This is a genomic window from Mycobacterium sp. E3298, from assembly GCF_001666895.1.
GTDB lineage: Bacteria > Actinomycetota > Actinomycetes > Mycobacteriales > Mycobacteriaceae > Mycobacterium.
The window spans coordinates 22648-39852 of record NZ_LZJB01000323.1; the positions used below are offsets into that span (position 1 = coordinate 22648).

The following is a 17205-nucleotide window of genomic DNA, read 5'->3' on the forward strand; positions in this document are numbered from 1 at the left end:
GCGCGGTCATCCGGCGCGCTCGCCGGGCAGCTTGTCGTCCCGGGCGCCGTGCTGGCCGCCGTGGGCCAGTTCGAGCCGGCGTTCCGCGAGGACCAGCAGATGCCTGAGTCGTTGGCCGTACAGGCCCACCGATTCCGCGGTCAGCATGTCGTCGTGACCGCACTCGATCGAGTAGGTGAGGATCTCACCGGAGACATGGGGCCGCCAGGACCGCGACAGGAACGCGCTGCGGTCGGCGTCGTCCCGCGCTGCGGAGACGACGGTGACGTCCCCGTTGAAGACCCGCGGGCGATGGGACCGGTACCGCTCGACGTTGTTACGCAGGTTGTGGGTGAGCAATTCGAAAAGCCGCTGGGACGACGAGGTCTCGGCCATCACCTGTTGCTCGCCCAGGTCGTCGTCCGGCGAGGCGACACCGTCGTCGATGGCGGGTTGGGCGTCGAGCAGGATGAGGCGGGCGACGACGCATCCGCGGCGCTGGAGTTCAACCGCGAGTTCGTGGGCGACGACGCCGCCGAACGACCAGCCGAGCAGGTTGTAGGGCCCGGCCGGGTACGCCTCCTGCACTCGATCGGCGTAGGTCTTGGCCATCTCCCGGATCGACCGGGGTTCGGTCTCGCCCTCGACCTGTTGGATCCCGATGATCGGGCAGTCCAGGTAGGTGCCGAGGGCCTGATACGGCCAACTGACGCCGCCCGCGGGATGGACGCAGAACACCGGAACGCCGGCGCCCTGCTTCACGGTCTGCACCGGCACGACCTCGTCGTCGGCGGCCGTGTCCGCGCCGAGGCGCTGGCTCAGGTCCCGCACCGTGGGCGCGTCGAACAGGGTGCGCACCGCCAGGTCGACGGCCAGCGCGCTGTTGACCGTGGCGATCAACCGCATCGCGGAGATGCTGTCGCCGCCCAGGTCGAAGAAGGAGTCGTCGACGCCGACCCGCTCGACACCGAGCACCCGGGCGAAGATGCCGGCGAGGATCTCCTCGCTCGCGCTGGACGGGGCCCGGTAGCCGCGGCCGGTGTACTCCGGTGCGGGCAGGGCGCGGATGTCCAGCTTGCCGTTGGGGGTGAGCGGCAGCGCGTCGAGTGCGAGCACCGCCGCCGGGACCATGTAGACCGGGAGCCGTCCGGCCAGCGCGGTGCGCGCCTCGGCCGGGTCGACCGTTCCAGTGACGTACCCGACCAGCCGTTTGTCGCCGGGGCGGTCCTCGCGGGCGATCACCGCCGCCTGGTCGACGCCGTCGAGCCGGGCCAGCGCGGCCTGGACCTCGCCCAGTTCGATGCGGTACCCGCGGATCTTCACCTGCTCGTCGGCGCGGCCGACGTACACCAGCTGACCGTCGGCGCCCCAGCGCACCAGGTCGCCGGTGCGGTACATCCGGGTCCCGGGCCCGCCGAACGGGCACGCCACGAACCGCGACCCGGTCAGGCCCGCCCGCCCGACGTAGCCGGTGGCGACGCCCGCGCCGGCGACGTACAGCTCGCCGACCCCCCCGGGCGCCACCGGGCGCAGCCAGGCGTCGAGCACGAACAATCCCGCGCCCGCCACCGGCGAACCGATCGGCGGTGTCCCCGAGCCCGCCGCGAGCGGCGTACTGATGGCCACGCACATCGTGGTCTCCGTCGGGCCGTAGGCGTTGACCATCACCCGGCCCGGCGCCCAGCGATCGACCACCTCGGCCGGGCAGGCCTCGCCAGCCATCACCAGCGCCAGCGATTCCAGCCCCGCGGGATCCAGCGTCGCCACCGCCGACGGCGTCTGGGTCAGCACGGTGACCCCTTCGCCGATCAGCAACGCGCGGAAGTCATCCGGCGAGCGCACCACCGACTCGGGCACCACCACCACCCGCCCCCCGCGCAGCAGCGGCGCGAAGATCTCCCACACCGACACGTCGAAGGCGTACGAGTGGCACTGCGTCCATACGCCGGGGTTGGGCAGGCCGGCGTCGAGGGAGCCGATCAACTGGGTCACGTTGCGATGCGTGACCGCCACGCCCTTGGGCACGCCGGTGGTGCCCGAGGTGTAGATGACGTAGGCGGCGTCGTCGGCGGCGGGCGCCGGCGGCGGGGTGGACGGATGGCCGTCGATCGACGGGTCCTCGATGTCGACGACCCGCACGTCGCGCTCGTCCAGCCGCGACCGCAATCCCCCGGTGGTGACCGCGGCGACCGGCGCCGCGTCCGCGAGCATGAATCGGATCCGCGCGCCCGGGGCGGCCGGGTCGATCGGCAGGTACGCCGCGCCCGTCTTGAGCACCGCCAGGATCGCCACGATCGCCTGGGCCGACCGCGAAAAGAGCAGTGCCACAGACTGTCCCGGGCCGGCGCCCTCGGCGATGAGCAGGTGCGCCAACCGGTTCGCCGCCTCGTCGAGTTCCCGGTAGGTCATGGACAGGTCGTCCCAGCCGATCGCCACGGCGTCCGGCTGGTGTGTTACGTGCGCGGCGAACAGTTCCACGATCGACGCCGCGGCGGGCACCGGCCGGGTGAGGGCCGCCCGGTTGCCCAGCTCGTCCAGGTGGGCCCGCTCCGGTGAGTCGAGCAGGTCCAGCGAGGACAGCCGCCGGGCCGGGTCGGTGGTCATCGCCACCAGCACCCGCTCCAGCCGCTCGGTCAGCGCCTCGATGGTGCGCGCGTCGAAGACGCCGGCGTCGTACTCCACGCGGAGGCCGAGCCGCTCCCCGGCCAGGGCGGCCTGCATCGTCAGCGGGTAGTGATTGCGTTCGAAGACGTTGAAGTCGGTGATGGACAGTTCGTGGTTGACTGCCATCGCGGACGTTTCCAGCGGATAGTTCTCGTAGGCGAACAGCGTGTCGAAGAGCTTGTCGTGACCGGTCATTCGGTGGATCTCGCTCAGCGACAGGTGCTCGTGCTCGACGGTGTCGTTGTGCGCGCGCTGCAGCTGATCGAGCAGGTCCGCGGTGCTGGTGACCGGGGTGATGCGGGCGCGCACCGGGATCGTGTTGATCATCAGGCCCACCATCGACTCGGCGCCGACCACGTCGGCCGAGCGGCCGGAGACGGTGGTGCCGAACGCGACGTCGAAGTTGCCCGTCAGCCAGGTAAGCAGTTGCGCCCATGCGGCCTGCAGCACCGTGCTGACGGTGCTCTGGCGGGACCGGGCCAGCTCGCCGAGCGCGCGGGTGGTCTCGGCCGACACCGAGAACGTCGCAAGGCCCCGGGCGCCCAGCTCCAACTGGTGCGGCGGCCCGACCAGCGTCGGGGTGTCGAAGCCGGCGAGCACCTGACCCCACGCCGCCCGGGCGGCGCCGAGGTCGCGATCGGCCAGCCATGTGACGAATCGGCGATACGGCGCCGGCGGGCCCAGCCGCTGTCCGGTGAGGCTGGCGAATGTCTCGTTCACCAGGATCGGCACGGACCAGCCGTCGAGCACGATGTGGTGAATGGTGAGTACCAGCCGGTGGCGGTCCGGGGCGGTGCGGATCATCGCGACCCGGAAGGCCGGCTGGTCGGCCAGGTCGTAGACGGCGGCGCGTTCGGCGGCGCAGAGCTCGCCGACCAGCTCGTCGGTGGCGTCGCCGGCGTCGAGCTCGACGTAGCGCCACGCCATCGCCGGTTTTGCGGGAATGACCTGTATCGGCTCGTCGAACTCTTCGGAGAATCGGGCGACCAGGTGCGGGTGCCGGTCCACCACCGTCTGGACGGCGGCGCGCAGCCGGTCTGGGTCGAGCGGGCCGCTCACGCTCATGTCCAGCTGCACCACGTACAGGTCGTCCTCGCGGGCCCGGGTGGTGGTGGCGTGGAAGAGCAGCCCCTGCTGCAGCGGGGTCAACGGCAGCACGTCGGCGACCGGGTTCCGCCGCTCGAGCTCGTCGATCTGCTGCTGGGCCAGCCGGGCGGGCAGGATGTCCGACGGGGTCAGCCCGCCGCCCCCGGCTCGCACGTGGGCGCAGATGCCGGTCAGCGCCTCGAACCAGAGCCGGCTCAGCCTGGTGACCTGTTCGCGGTCCAGGGCCGACGGCGCCCACGTCCAGTTGGCGTGCAGCCGCGGGCCGGCCTCGGTGTCGGCGGTGCCCGCGTTGAGGTCCACGGTGTGCATCAGCGGCATCGGCACCGCGGTGCTGACGCCGGTGATCGCAGAACCGTCCCGCGAGATCCGCCACAGCTCGTCGGACATCTCGCCCGCCGCGCCGCCCAACCGGCCCAGGTAGTTGAAGCCGATCGCCGGGTCGGAGTCGTCCAGGTCGACCTCTGCGTTCAGGTAGCGCAGCAGCCCGTAGGTCAGCGGGTCGGGCAGGGCCCGCAACTGCTCCTTGGCGCGCTTGAGCACCGCGCCCAGCGCCGGAGCTCCGGAAAGCACGTGCGCCCAAGGCAATTCGTCTACCGCTAATGACACCGGGTATTTGGTGGTGAACCAGCCGACGGTGCGCGAAAGGTCCACTCCGGCGGCCAGCTCCTCGTGGCGCCCGTGGCCCTCGACGTCGATGCCCACCGGGGCGCCGTCGGTGCCCAGGAACTGCGCCCACGCCAGCGCGTAGCCGATCAGCAGGATCTCGTTGACCCCGGCGTGGAACGCGGCCGGCGCCTCGCCGAGCAGGATGCGGGTGGTCTCCACGTCGAGTTCCACCGACAGGTGCTCGGCGGTCTCGTACGTGTCGGTCTCGGGCCGGACCCGGGGCAGCGCGGGCGGGGTCGCTGCGATCCGCCGCCAGGCGTCGGCCCGCCCGATCACGGCCGGGGCGTACGCGTGCTCGCTCAGCAGCGCGGCCCAGCGGGCGAACGACGTGCCGCCCGGCGGCAACGCCACCTGCTGCCCGGCGCGACGCTGGGCCCACGCGATGTTCAAGTCCTCCAACAGGATTCGCCAGGACACACCGTCGACGGCCAGGTGGTGGATGATCAGCACCAACTGGCGGGTCGAGGTGACCCAGAGTGCGCTCACCACCACCCCGTCGGCCGGGTCCAGCCGGGCCCGCGCGGCCACCACCGCCGCATCGGACAGCGCGTCGACCGTGCGCACGAGGTGGACCGCGTCCACCGCTCCCGCCTCGGGCACCGTCAACGACCAGCCGTCGCCGGCCCGCAGCCGCAGCATGGCGTGCCGGTCCAGCAGCGCCTGCAGCACCGCCACCACGTCGGCCTCGGTGGCCCCGGCGGGCGCCTCGACGACCATCGTCTGATTGAACTGGTCGACGGGACCGTTCACCGCCTGCAGCCAACGCATGATCGGGGTCGCCGGCAGTTCCCCTGTGCCCGCGTCGGTCTCGCGGGCGTCGCCGTCGGCCGCCGCGACCACGCGGGCCAGCCGGGCGACGGTCTGCTCGACGAAGATGTCGCGCGTCCGGCAGGCCAGGCCGGCGGCGCGCGCCCGGGTGACCACCTGCATCGACGAGATGCTGTCACCGCCCAGGTCGAAGAAGGAGTCGTCGACGCCGACCCGCTCGACGCCGAGCACCTGGGCGTAGATGCCGGCCAGGGTCTCCTCGACGGGTGTGCTCGGGGCGCGGTAGCGCTCGGTGTCGGAGTATTCGGGCGCGGGCAGGGCGCGGGCGTCGAGCTTGCCGTTGGGGGTCAGCGGCAGCGCCTCGAGCGCCACGACGGCCACCGGGACCATGTAGGCGGGCAGCCGATCGGCAAGGCGGGCGCGCAGGCCGGCGGGGTCCCCGGCGCCGGTGACGTAGCCGACGAGGCGCTTATCGCCGGGCCGGTCCTCGCGGGCGACGACGGCCGCCTGCCGCACCCCCGGGAGTTCGGCCAGCGCCGCCCGGATCTCGCCGAGTTCGATGCGGTAGCCACGAATCTTGACCTGTTCGTCAGCGCGCCCCAGGTACTGCAGCTGCCCGTCGGCGCCCCAGCGCACCAGGTCGCCGGTGCGGTACATGCGCGCTCCGGGCCCGCCGAACGGGCAGGCGACGAATCGCGACGCCGTCAGCGCCGCCCGTCGCCAGTAGCCGCGGGCGAGGCCGGCGCCGGCCACATACAACTCGCCGACCACGCCGGGGGGCACCGGCCGCAGGGATTCGTCGAGCACGAACAGCGCCGCCCCGGCCACCGGGGAGCCGATCGGGACGACGGCGGATCCGGGGGTTAAGGGGGCGCTGATCGCCGCGTACACGGTGGCCTCTGTGGGCCCGTAGGCGTTGATCATCACGCGGTCCCGTGCCCACCGGTCGACCAGCTCGGCCGGGCAGGCCTCGCCGGCCACCACCAGCGCCGCCGACTCCAGCCGGCGTGGGTCCAAAAGCGTTGCGGCCGATGGGGTTTGACTCAGCACGCTGACTCCCTCGGCGACGAGGAGTGCATGCAGGTCCTCCGGGGACCGGACCACGGCGTCGGGGACCACCACCAGGCGCCCGCCGCGCAGCAGCGCGCCGAAGATCTCCCACACCGACACGTCGAAGCCGTAGGAGTGCCACTGCGACCACACCCCGCCGTCGGGCAGGACCGCGTCCACGGACGCCATCAGCCGGGTCACGTTGCGGTGGCTCACCGCAACGCCTTTGGGCACACCGGTGGTACCCGAGGTGTAGATGAGGTAGGCGATGTCCTCGGCGCTCGGCGCCGGCAACGCGGTGGCGGGCTGGGCGTCGATGGCGGGGTCGTCCACGTCGATGACCGGCACGTCGTGGTCGTCGAGTCGGGCGGCCAGTTCGCTGGTGGCGAGCGCCGCGACCGGTGCGGCGTCGGCGAGCATGAAGCCGATCCGGGCCGCGGGGTGCGCGGGATCGATCGGCAGATAGGCGGCGCCGGTCTTGAGCACCGCGAGGATCGCCACGACCGCCTCGGCCGAGCGGTGGAACAACAGCGCCACGCATCGTCCCGGCCCGGCGCCGCGGCCGGCCAGCACATGGGCCAACCGGTTGGCGACCCGGTCGAGCTCGCCATAGCTCCACGACGAGCCGGCGCAGCTGAGCGCCAACGCATCCGGCGTGCGCGCGACCTGGGCGGCGAACGCCTCGGGAATCGACGCGGGCACGGGGTCCGGCGCGGTGAGCGCCGCCCGATGGCCGATCGCGTCCAGCCGGGCGCGTTCGCCCGCGTCCAGGAGGTCGACCGACGACACCGACCGGGTGGGTTCGGTGGTCATCGTCGCGAGCACCCGCTGCAGGCGTCCGACCAGCGTCTCGACGCTGTCGGCGTCGAACACGTCGGTACGGAACTCGACGCGCCCGCCGATTCCGGCGGCCTCGTTCGCCTCGGTCCAGCGCTCGGCGAGCGAGAACGTCAGGTCCATGCGGGCGACCTGGTTGTCCAGCGGGATCGAGCTGACCCGGACATCGCCCAGCGCCAGTCCGGTCGCGGGGTCACCGTCCTGGCCGCCGAAGTTCTGCCAGGCCAGCATCACCTGGATCAGCGGGTGATGGGTCAGGCTGCGGGTCGGGTTGACCCGCTCCACCAGCACCTCGAAGGGCACGTCCTGATGCTCGAAGGCCTCCAGGCTGCGTGTCCGCACCCGATCCAACAGCTCGGCGAAAGTGGGGTCGCCGCTCACGTCGACCCGCAGGACCAGGGTGTTGACGAAGAACCCGACCAGGTCGTCGAGGGCGGGGTCGCGGCGCCCGGCGATCGGGAAGCCCACCGCCACATCGCTGTTCGCGCTGACCTTGGACAGCAGCACCGCCAGGGCGGCCTGCACCACCATGAAGCTGGTCGCGTTGTGTTCGCGGGCGACCGCGGTGATCTGCTGCTGCAGGTCGGCCGGCCAGTCGATCGGAACGGTCGCGCCGCGCTGGTCGGCGATCTCGGGATAGGGCCGATCGGTGGGCAGCTGCAGCCGCTCCGGCATGCCGGCCAGGGTCTCTTCCCAGTAGGCCAGCTGATCGGCGATGCGGCTGTCGCGATCCTTCAGGTCGCCGAACTGGTCGCGCTGCCAGAGGGTGTAATCGACGTATTGGACCGGCAATTCGGGCCAGCGGGGCGCTTCGCCCGCGCACCGGCTGGCGTACGCGACGCCCAGGTCGGCGGTCAGCGGCCGCAGCGACCATCCGTCGGCGGCGATGTGGTGCACGACGGCGACCAGCACGTGCTCGTCGTCGGCGACGCGGAACAGCCAGGCCCGCAACGGGATATCGGTCGACAGGTCGAAGGTGTCACGGGCCGCGGCCTTGACGGCCTCGTCCAGGCGGCTCGCCGGCCAGCCGCCGGCGTCGACGACGTGCCAGCCGAAGTCGGCTCGCTCGGGGGGGACGACCACCTGCCGCGGGGTCCCGTCGGGTGCTGCGAAGACGGTCCGCAGGCTCTCGTGGCGCCCCACCACGTCGGCCAGGGCCGCACCGAGCGCCTGGGCGTCGAGCGGGCCACGCAACCGCATGGCCGCCGCCATGTTGTAAACCGGTGAGGAGCCTTGCAATTGGTCGAGGAACCACAGCCGGCTCTGCGCGAAGGACAGCGGAACCACCGCGGGCCGCGGGCCGGCCACCAACGGCTCGAGCCCGCCGGCACCCTCACCGACGCGGAGTGCCAACTGTGCGATGGTGGGCGCCTCGAATACGGCGCGCACCGACAGGTACTCGTCTAGGTCGGTGTTGACGGCGGCGATCAGTCGCATCGCCGAGATGCTGTCTCCCCCAAGGTCGAAGAACGATTGGTCGATGCCGACGCGGTCGACGCCGAGCACCTGCGCGTAGATGCCCGCGAGGATCTCCTCGGTGGGATTGGTCGGGGCACGGTAGCCCGAGGCCGCGTATTCCGGCGGCGGGAGCGCGCGGGTGTCGAGTTTGCCGTTGACCGTGACGGGCAGCGCCTCGAGCACCACGATCGCGGCCGGGACCATGTAGCCCGGCAGCCGCTCGGCCAGCGCGGCGCGCATGGCGGCCGGCTCGGCGGCTCCGGTGATGTAGCCGACCAGTCGCTTCTCGCCGGGGCGGTCCTCGCGCACGACGACCACCGCTTCGTCGACGCCCTCCAAAGCGGCGAGGGCCGACCGGATCTCGCCGATCTCGATGCGGTAACCGCGGATCTTGACCTGCTCGTCGGCGCGTCCGATGTACTGCAGCTGGCCGTCGGCGCCCCAGCGCACCAGGTCCCCGCTGCGATACATCCGTTGTCCGGGCTCGCCGAACGGGCACCCCACGAACCGCGATGCGGTCAGCTCGGGCCGGTGCACGTATCCCAGGCCCACCCCGCGCCCGGCCACATACAGCTCCCCGACCACCCCGACGGGCACCGGGCGCAACCAGCCGTCCAGCACGAACAGCCCCGTCCCCGGCACCGCCGAACCGATCGGCGGCGCAAAAGATTTCGCGGTCAGCGGGACGCTCATGGACGCGAAGATCGTGCTCTCGGTCGGGCCGTAGACGTTCATCATCGCCCGCCCCGGTGCCCAGCGGTCCACCAGCTCCGGGGGTACGGGCTCCGCGCCGATCACCAGCGCCGCCGAGTCCAGGCCTTCCGGTGACAGCATCCGAACGGCCGCCGGGGTCTGACTGAGCACCGTCACCTGCTCGGCGACCAGCAGCGCGTGAAAGTCCTTGGGCGAGCGCGCCACCGCCTCGGGCACCACCACCAGCCGGCCCCCATGCAGCAACGCCCCCCAGATTTCCCACACCGAGAAGTCGAACGCATACGAGTGGAATTGGGTCCACACCTGATCCGGTGTCAACGCCACGCCGACTTCGGGGGCGTCGAACAGCCGGGTCACGTTGGCGTGGCTTACCGCTACCGCCTTGGGAACCCCGGTCGTCCCCGAGGTGTAGATGATGTGCGCGACATCCTCGGGCTCGGGTCCCGGGGGCGCCGTTGGGGGCTGCGACTGCAGGGCAGGGCTGTGCACGTCGATGACCGGCAACACGTGCCCGGCCAACTTCTCGGCCAGCGCGGTCGTGGTCAGCGCGGCCACCGGCGCGGTATCGGCCAGCATGAACTCGATCCGCGCCACCGGAAGCGCGGGATCGATCGGCAAATACGCCGCCCCCGACTTCAACACGGCCAGGATCGCCACGATCGCCTCCGCCGACCGGGAGAACAACACCGCCACCGACTCCCCCGGACCCGCACCCCGGCCAATCAACAGATGCGCCAACCGATTCGACGCCTCGTCCAACTCCCGATACGTCAACGGCCGACCATCACACGACACCGCCACCGCCCCCGGCGCACGCACCACCTGGGCGGCGAACAACGCCGGAATCGACGCCGGCACCCACGGCTCGGCCAACACCGTCCGGTTCCCGAAGGCGTCGAGCCTGCGGTGCTCGTCGGCGTCTAGGGCGTCCGTCGCCGACAGCCGCCGCTGCGGGTCGGTGGTCATGGCCACCAGCACCCGCCGCAGCCGCTCGATCAGCGTTTCGATGGCCTGGGCGTCGAAGACGTCGGTGTCGTATTCGACGCGCAGGCGCAGTTCGTGCCCCGGCTGGGCCTGGATCGTCAGCGGATAATGCGTGGATTCCCGGCTGGCGATGTCGGTGACGGACAGCTCCTGATCGCCGGACAGGGCGGCCGCGTCGATCGGGTAGTTCTCGTAGGCGAACAGGGTGTCGAACAGCTGGTCGTGACCCGTGATGCGGTGAATCTCGTTGAGCGCCAGGTGTTGATGGTCGAGCGTGTGGTTGTGGGCGCCCTGCAGTTGTTCGAGCAGGCCGGCCGCGGTGGTGGTCGGCGTGATGTTCGCCCGCACCGGCACGGTGTTGATCAGCAGGCCGACCATCGATTCCGCGCCGGGGATCTCGGCCGGCCGGCCCGAGACCGTGGTGCCGAACGTGACGTCGTGCTGGCCGGTCAGCCAGGACAGCAGTTGCGCGTAGGCGGCCTGCAGCACCGTGTTGACGGTGGTGTGGCAGGAGCGGGCCAGCTCGCCCACTGCGCGCGTGAGGTCGGCGGGCAGCCCGAGCGTCCGAACGCCCTGCTCCCCCGGCCGCAGCCGGTCCTGGCGGCCGACCAGCGTCGGGGTGTCGAAACCGGCGAACACCTCGGCCCAGGCGTCGCGGGCGGCGTCGCGGTCGCGGGCGGCCAACCAGGTGACGAAGCTGCGGTAGGGCGCGGCCGCGGGAAGGCGCTGACCGTAGTAGGCGGCGAAGATGTCGCCCAGCAGGATCGGCATCGACCAGCCGTCGAGAACGATGTGGTGGTTGGTCAGCACCAGGTGGTGGCGGTCAATTCCGGTGCGGATCAATGTAACTCGGAAGGTCGGCTGGTTGGCGAGATCACACACGGCGGCGCGCTCGGCGGCGCACAGCTGCCGGATCTGCTCGTCGACGTCGTCGCGCAGCTCGATGTACTGCCAGGCCGCGGCGGGCTCTGCGGCGATGACTTGCACCGGCTCGTCGAACTGATCGACGAAGCGGGCCACCAGGTTTGGGTGGCGCTTGACCACGTCGCGCACGGCGTCGCGCAGCCGGTCGGGGTCGAGCGGCCCGGCGACGCTGATGTCGAGCTGTCCGGCGTAGAGGTCGCTCGCATCCTGGCCGGCGCCCCGGACGGTGCTCGCGTGGAAGAGCAGCCCCTGCTGCACCGGGGTCAGCGGGAGCACGTCGGCGACGTCGTGTTGCCGCTGCAGCTGGTCGATCTGCTTCTGGTCGAGGCGGGCGGGCGCGACGTCTGAGGGCGTCAATCCGCCGCCGCCGGAGCGCACGTGGGCGCAGATCCCGGTCAGGGCCTCGAACCACAGCCGGCTCAGCCGGGTGACCTGTTCGCCGTCCAGCGCCGAGGGCGCCCAGGTCCAGTTGGCGTGCAGGTGCGGGCCGGTCTCGGTGTCGACGGTGGCCGCGTTGAGCTCCAGGGTGTGCATCAGCGGCATCGGGATGGCCGCGGCCGCGGCGGTTATCGAGCCCGGCACCGGCCGCCACATCTCCTCGGAGAGCTCGGCCGTACCGCCTTGGCGGCCAAGGTAGTTGAATCCGATCGGCGGGTCGGCGCCGTCCAGGTCGGCATCGCCGTTCAGGTAGCGCAGCAGGCCGTAGGTCAGCGGGTCGGGAAGGGCGCACAGCTGCTCCTTGCCGTCCTTGAGTGCCGCGCCGAGCGCGGCGTCACCGGCGGCCACCTGCGCCCAGGGCAGCCCGCCGATGGTCAAACCCACCGGGTATTTGGCGGTGAACCATCCCACGGTGTGCGACAGGTCGATGTCGCGGCCGAGCTCCTCGTTGCGGCCGTGGCCCTCGACGTCGATGCCGATCGGTGCTCGGGGGTCGCCCAGGAATTCCCCCACCGCGAGGGCGAACGCGACGAGCAGGATGTCCTGGATGCCGGCGTGAAACGCCGCGGGCACCGCACCGAGCAGCATGCCGGTGGTTTCGGCGTCCAGCTCCATCGACAGGTGCCCGGCGGTGGCGAAGGTGTCCACGTCGGGGCGCACCGCGGGCAGCGCCGCGGGGGTGGCCGCGACCCGCTGCCAGGCGCCCAGCTGGTTCACGACGTCGGGGTCGCCCGCGCGCTCGGCCAGCCGCGACGACCACCGCGCGAACGACGTCCCCGCCGACGGCAGCGCCACCGGCTGCCCGAGCCGGTGCTGGGCCCAGGCGATGTTCAAGTCCTCCAACAGGATTCGCCAGGACACGCCGTCGACGGCCAGGTGGTGGATGATCACCACCAGCTGGTTGGTGGTGGTGATCCACAGCGCGCTGAGCATCGTCCCGTCGGCCGGGTTCAGCCGCGAGCGGGCCTCGACGAGTGCCGCGTCGGACAACTCGTCCACCGTGCGCAGGCAGTCGCGGGCGTGCACCGAACCGGGCTCGGGCACCGTGAGCGACCACTCGTCGTCGAGGCGCAGCCGCAGCATGCCGTGCCGGTCGAGCAGGGCCTGCAGCACCACCAGCACGTCGGCCTCGCCCACCTCGGCGGGGGCCTGCACCAGCATCGTCTGGTTGAACTGATCGACCGGCCCGTCCACCCCGCGCAGCCAATGCATGATCGGGGTGGCCGCCACCGGACCCACGCCCTCGTCGATCACGCCGGTGCCCGCCTCGGCCACCTCGGCCACCCGCGCCAGCCGGGCGACGGTCTGCTCGACGAACAGGTCGCGGGTGCGCAAGATCAGCCCGGCGGCGCGTGCCCGCGTCACCACCTGCATCGACGAGATGCTGTCGCCACCGAGGTCGAAGAAGGAGTCGTCCACCCCGACGCGGTCGAGCCCGAGCACCTGGGCGTAGATGCCGGCCAGGATCTCCTCGACGGCGTTGCCCGGGGCGCGGTACTGCTCGCCGTCGGAGTACTCCGGGGCGGGCAGGGCGCGGGTGTCGAGCTTGCCGTTGGGTGTGAGCGGCAGGGCCGGCAGCGCGACCACGGCAGCGGGAATCATGTACGCCGGCAACCGCTCCGCCAGCGCGGCGCGGACCTCGTCCGGATCGGCCGTTCCGGTGAGGTAAGCGACCAGGCGCTTGTCTCCGGGACGGTCCTCGCGGGCGATCACCACCGCCTGCTCCACCCCGTCCAGCCAGGCCAGGGCCGCGCGGACGTCGCCGAGCTCGATGCGATAACCGCGGATCTTGACCTGCTCGTCGATGCGGCCGACGTAGTCCAGCTGGCCGTCGGCGCGCCAGCGCACCAGGTCACCGGTGCGGTACATGCGGGTTCCGGTCCCGCCGAACGGGCAGGCCACGAACCGCGACGCGGTCAGACCGGCGCGCTGCCAATACCCGCATGCGACACCAAAACCCGCCACGTACAACTCGCCGACGACGCCGACGGGCACCGGCCGCAGCCGCCCGTCGAGGACGAACAACGCGCCGCCGGGCACCGGCGACCCGATCGGCACCACACCCGACTCCGCGGATGCCGCCGTCAAGGGCTCGCTGACCGCGGCGTACACCGTGGCCTCGGTGGGGCCGTAGGCGTTGATCATCGCCCGATCCGTCCCCCACCGGTCGACCAGCTCGGCGGGGCACGCCTCGCCGGCCACCACCAGGGTGACCGACTCCAGCCCCTCGGGCGACAACATCGCCGCCGCGGACGGAGTCTGGCTCAGCACGCCGACCCGTTCGGCCACCAACAGCGCGTGCAGGTCTTCCGGTGAACGGGCGACCGACTCGGGCACCACGACCAGCCGTCCGCCGTGCAGCAGGGCACCGAAGATCTCGTGGACCGAGACGTCGAAGGCCAGGGAATGCCACTGCGACCACACGCCGGCGCGCGGCAGACCGGCGTCCATGCGCGCGAGCAGTTGGGTCGCGTTGCGATGCGTGACCGCAACACCTTTGGGGACCCCGGTGGTGCCGGACGTGTAGATCAGGTAGGCGAGGTCCTCCGGGCCGGGCGCGGTCGGCGCCGGGCCGGGCTGGTCGGCGGTCTCCACGTCACCGACGTCGATCACCGGCACGTCGTGGCCGATCAGCCGGTCGGCCAGGTCGGCGGTGGTGAGGACGGCCATCGGCGCGGCGTCGGAAAGCACGAACCCGATCCGGGCCTCCGGCAGTGCCGGGTCGATCGGTAGGTAGGCCGCGCCGGACTTGAGCACCGCCAGGATCGCCACGATCGCCTCGGCCGATCGCGAAAACAGCAGCGCCACAAACTGTCCCGGGCCGGCCCCGCGGCCAGCCAGCACGCGCGCCAACCGCTCAGCGGCCGCGTCCAGCTCTTGGTAGGTCATGGACCGGCCGTCGCACACGAGTGCCACGGCCTTCGGCGTGCGGGCCACCTGGGCGGCGAACAGCTGCGGAATCGATACCGGCGCCGCCGCCGGCCCGGTCAACGCCGCGCGGTTTCCGATCTGGTCGAGGCGGGCATGCTCGGCTGCGTCGAGCAGGTCCAGGGTCGACAGCGCCCGGGTGGAGTCGACGGTCATCGCGGTCAGCACCCGCCGCAACCGTCCGACGAGCGCCTCGATGCTGTCCGCGTCGAACACGTCGGTGCGGAACTCCACCGTCCCGCCGATTCCGGCGGGTTCACCCGCGTCGCTCCAGCGCTCGGCCAACGAGAACGTCAGATCCATGCGGGCGGTCTGGATGTCCACCGGCATCGGTGTGATCTCGACGTCGCCCAGGGTCAGCCCGGCGACCGGGCCCCCGCCGTGCCCGGCGAAGTTCTGCCACGCCAGCATCACCTGAACCAGCGGGTGATGGGTCAGGCTGCGGGTGGGGTTGAGCCGCTCGACGAGCACCTCGAAGGGCACGTCTTGGTGTTCGTAGGCGGCCAGGCTGCGCTGCCGCACCTGGGCCAGCAGGTCGGAGAAGGTGGGGTCGCCGCCCAGCTCTGTCAGCTCGACCCGCAGCACCAGGGTGTTGACGAAGAATCCGACCAGCTCGTCGAGGGCGGGGTCGCGCCGCCCGGCGATCGGGAAGCCCACGGCCACATCGGAACTCGCGGTCATCTTGGCGAGCAGCACCGCCAGCGCGGCCTGCACGACCATGAAGCTGGTCGCGTTGTGCTGTCGGGCCAGCTCGCCGACGCGCTGCTGCAGCTCGGCCGGCCAGTCGACTTCCACGGTGGCGCCGCGCTGATCGGCGACCAGCGGGTAGGGCCGGTCGGTGGGCAGCGGTAGCCGGTCGGGCATGCCGGCCAAGGCCTCTTCCCAATAGGTCAGCTGGGCGGCGATGGGGCTGCTGTCGTCGTCGAGGTCGCCGAGCTGGGCGCGCTGCCACAGCGTGTAATCGACGTATTGCACCGCCAGCGGCGCCCAGCCGGGGGCCTGGCCGGCACACCGGCTGGCGTACGCGATGCCAAGGTCGCGCACCAGCGGGGTGATCGACATCCCGTCGGCCGCGATGTGGTGCACCACCGCCACCAGCACGTGCTCGTTGTCGTCGATGTGGAAAAGCTCTGCCCGCAAAGGGATTTCGGCCGCGAGGTCGAAGGTGTAGCGCGCCGTGGCGCCAACGGCCTCCTCGAGTTGGCCGGCGGACCAGCCGCCCGCATCGACGACCTCCCACCCGAAGTCCGCGCGATCGACCGGGGTCACCAGCTGCTGGGGCGTGCCCTCGGGCGCGGCGATCAGGGTGCGCAGGCTCTCGTGGCGGGCCACCACGTCGGCCAGCGCCGCACCCAGCGCGTCCGGGTCGAGGCGACCACTGAGCCGCAGCGCCGCCGCCATGTTGTAAACCGGTGACGGGCCTTGCAATTGGTCGAGGAACCACAGGCGGTTCTGCGCGAATGACAGCGGGATGACCGCGGGCCGCTCGGCGGCCACCAACGGCTCCAGCCCGCCCGTGCCCTCGTCGATCCGCAGCGCCAGCTGGGCTACCGTGGGTGCCTCGAACACCACGCGGACCGGGACGCCGGCACCGAGGTTGCTGTTGATGGCGGCGACCAGGCCCATCGCCGAGATGCTCTCGCCGCCAAGTTCGAAGAAGGAATCGTCGATGCCGACGCGGTCGAGGCCGAGGACCTCGGCGAAGATGGTCGCCAGGATTTCCTCGGTCGGGTTTTGCGGGGTGCGGTAGTGTCCGGCGCTGTATTCGGGGGCCGGCAGCGCGCGGGTGTCCAGCTTGCCGTTGGCGGTCAGCGGCAAAGCCTCCAGCCCGACGATCGCCGCGGGCACCATAAAGCCCGGCAACCGCCCCGAAAGCTGTGCCCGCAACTCCCCCGGGTCCGCGGTCCCGGTCACATACCCGACGAGCCGCCTGTCCCCGGGGCGGTCCTCGCGGGCGATCACCACCGCCTGCGCGACCCCGTCCAAAGCGCTTAACGCGGCCTGGATCTCGCCGAGCTCGATGCGATACCCGCGGATCTTGACCTGCTCGTCGGCGCGGCCGAAGTACTGCAGTTGCCCGTTGTTGTCCCAGCGCACCAGATCGCCGGTGCGATACATCCGCGTTCCCGCCCCGCCGAACGGGCAGGCCACGAACCGTGACGCGGTCAGGCCGGGCCGACTCCGATATCCCACGGCCACCCCGGATCCGGCCACATAGAGTTCACCGACGACACCTTCGGGCACCGGGCGCAACGACTCGTCGAGCACGAACAGCGCCGCCCCGGGCACCGGGGAGCCGATCGGCGGGACCCCCGACCCCGCGGCCAGTGGGGTGCTGATCGCCACGCACATCGTGGTCTCGGTCGGTCCGTAGGCGTTTACCATCACCCGCCCGGGCGCCCACCGGTCCACCACCTCGGCCGGGCAAGCCTCCCCGGCCATCACCAACGCCACCGAGTCCAGGCCGGCCGGATCGAGCATCGCCACCGCCGACGGCGTCTGGGTCAACACGCTGACGCCCTGGGCGACCAGGGCCGCGTGGAGCTCCTGCGGTGAGCGCGCCACCGACTCGGCGACCACCACCACCCGGCCCCCACGCAACAACGGGGCAAAGATCTCCCACACCGACACGTCGAAGGCCAACGAATGCGCATGCGACCACACCCCCGCCGCCGGCAACCCCGCATC

General features: G+C 71.8%; 1 protein-coding gene. It reads right to left on the reverse strand.

Features of this window, described 5'->3' with window-relative positions; genetic code table 11:
• Positions 1 to 6: 6 nt before the first annotated feature.
• The coding region (locus tag A9X05_RS15140; RefSeq protein WP_067782431.1) for a non-ribosomal peptide synthetase at positions 7 to 17205 on the reverse strand (17199 nt) is incomplete at its 5' end.